Here is a 2,587-nt window from a genome sequence, read left to right on the forward strand (position 1 = left end):
TGGGTGTGGGGCAGGTCCGCGAACCAGTGCGCCGGCATGCGCGCGCGGGTGGTACGCGTGAAGCTCTCGCCGAGCACCGCCATCGCGTAGCTCTTGATGTCGAGCGCGGCGAAACCGAATGGGTTGCTGCCGTGGAAGCGGTGCAGGTAGTGATTGACGAAGGCGAAATCGAAGCTCGCCGGGTAGCCCACGAAAACGGGCCGCCCGGGAAGCGCCTTCAGCCACGCGGCGTAGCCGGGCATCACCGTCTCCGGCGGTCGCGGTTCGGCCCGGCATGCGGCCCAGGCCTCCGGCTGCGTCCGCCACCAGGCTATGGTGTCCGGGTGCTCGACGGCGTCCGCTAGCCGCACGAGGTTCGCCGAGTAGGTCGCCAGGAGCGCCCCGTCCGCGGTGTAGGCGGCGGTACCGAAGGAGAGCATGCTGTGCAGCCCCGGGGCAGGGCCGTCGGTCTCGATGTCCGTCGAGCAGTAGATCTCGGTGCGGGCCATGGGCGCCTCCGGGACGGTGTCATCGAGGGTCGCCGCGGTGTGGACCCTCTGCTATGCTCCGCGGCCATTTTGCCAGCCGGTGCGGGGACGCGTATGCCCGAATCCCATCTCACCGACGTGCTCGTGGTCATCGCCGTACTGGGCGTGGGGGCCCAGTGGCTCGCGTGGCGGCTCCAGTGGCCGGCCATCGTGGTGCTCTGTATCTTCGGCGTGGTCGCCGGGCCGGTGACCGGCTGGCTGGTGCCCAGCCGCGATCTCGGGGAGCTCGTGCACCCGGTGATCCGGCTGTGCGTCGCGGTAATTCTCTTCGAGGGCGGACTTAGCCTGCGCTGGCACGAGTTCCGTGAGGCACGCAGCGGCGTCCGCCGGCTGCTGTTCCCGGCACTGCCCCTGAACTGGCTGCTCGGCAGTCTGGCCGCCCACTACATCGGCGGGCTGCCGTGGCCGGTCGCGCTGGTATTCGGCGCGATCATCGTGGTCACCGGGCCAACGGTGATCATGCCGCTGCTGCGCCACGCTGCGCTGCGCCGCCGCCCGGCCTCCTATCTGAAGTGGGAGGGCATCATCAACGACCCGCTGGGCGCGATGCTTGCGGTGCTGGTCTTCCAGTTCTTCGTCACTGTCCAGGCCCCGAGCGCCACGCTGGAGATCGTCTGGCGCCTCATTGGCGGTGCGCTGGTCGGGGCCGGCGGTGGCTATCTGGCCGCCCGCGGCATGGTGGCGCTGTTCCTGCGCGGGCAGGTGGCGGAGTTCCTGAAACCGCCGGTGCTGCTGGTGAGCGTGCTCGTGGTATACGCCGGCGCCAACGCGGTGCAGGCGGAGGCCGGGCTGCTCGCCGCCACGGTCATGGGCATGGTCCTGGGCAACTCCGGGCTCGCGGACATCCAGGAGGTCCGCCGTTTCAAGGAGTACCTCGCTGTCCTGCTGGTTTCCACGGTATTCATCCTGCTGTCCGCGGACGTGGATACCGCCATGCTCGCGATGATCGACGGGCGGGCGGTGGCGCTGCTTCTCGCGGTCGTCTTCGTGGTGCGCCCGGTGGCGATCTGGCTTGCAACCCAGGGCACCCCGATGACCCGTGGTGAACGCGCCCTGGTGGCGTGGATCGCTCCCCGCGGGATCGTCGCCGCCGCGGTAGCCGGCGTGTTCGCCCCGGAGATGGCCGCTGCGGGCTATCCGGAGGCGCGGGCGCTGACACCACTGGTTTTCCTGTTGGTGCTGGTGACCGTAGTCCTCCATGGTTTTTCCATCCGCACGGTGGCCCTGCGTCTGGGGCTCGCCTCCCGGGACCGCCACGGGTTGATGATCGTCGGGGCCTCGCCGTGGAGCGTCGCGCTGGCGATCCGGCTGCGCGAGCTCGGTGTCTACGTGATCATCTGCGACCAGTCCTGGCACCGCCTGCGGGCGGTGCGCCTGGCGTCCATCCCGTATTTCTACGGCGAGGTCCTCTCCGAGACGGCGGAGCAGAGTCTCGACCTGGCGGATATCGGCTATCTCGTCGCGGCAACGGACAATGACGCCTATAACGCTCTGGTATGCAGCCGCTACACCCGCGATCTCGGGCGTGAGCACGTTTTCCAGTTGCCCACGGACGCCGAGGACCACCCGCGCCAGATCCAGCGTCCGCTCACGGGGCGCCCGCTCTACGGGCGCGAGGCCCGCTACGAGGTCCTTCAGCAGCGTTACTACCAGGGCTGGCGCCTGCAGCGTACCCGGATCACCCGCAACTACCGCGCGGGCGAGTATTTCGCGGGTCTCGGCGACGACACCATGCCGATGATCGCGGTACGCGCCGATGGCGGCCTGCGTCTGCGCGAGGCCGGCCGGGCGCTCGCTCCGGAACGCGGTGACGTGGTGCTGGCATTCATGTCCCCTCGGGCCCAGCAGGCCCGCCGCCCGGCCCGGGGGCGGCATACCGAGGACGAAGCCATGACCCGGCGGAATCAGGCGCCGGCCGGCAGCCTGCCGCGGGATGCCGGCACGGACGGGGACGAGGGATGAGGGCGGCCGCGTTCGCCGCCGTCCTCGCGCTGCTGCTCCCGGCGGTGGCAGGTGCCGACTGCGGTGACGCCGCCGTCTCGCCGGCCGCCCTGAGGGAG

Annotated in this window: 2 protein-coding genes; one reads left to right on the forward strand and one right to left on the reverse strand. The window is 70.3% G+C overall.

What is annotated here, in order from left to right:
* Positions 1-488: exonuclease (locus G7A99_RS16175; RefSeq protein WP_163142047.1), on the reverse strand; the 488-nt coding region annotated here is incomplete at its 3' end.
* Positions 489-581: 93 nt separating this feature from the next.
* Between G7A99_RS16175 and G7A99_RS16180 the strand changes: the two genes are divergently transcribed.
* Positions 582-2,489: a sodium:proton antiporter gene (locus G7A99_RS16180; protein WP_163142050.1), complete on the forward strand. Its 1,908-nt coding sequence runs from the start codon at positions 582-584 to the stop codon at positions 2,487-2,489.
* Positions 2,490-2,587 lie beyond the last annotated feature (98 nt).

Source organism: Arhodomonas sp. KWT (assembly GCF_010993615.1).

What these genes read in the sequence shown, in the direction of transcription:
- G7A99_RS16180 (WP_163142050.1), top strand. Translation starts at nt 582, where the DNA reads ATGCCCGAATCCCATCTCACCGACGTGCTCGTGGTCATCGCCGTACTG.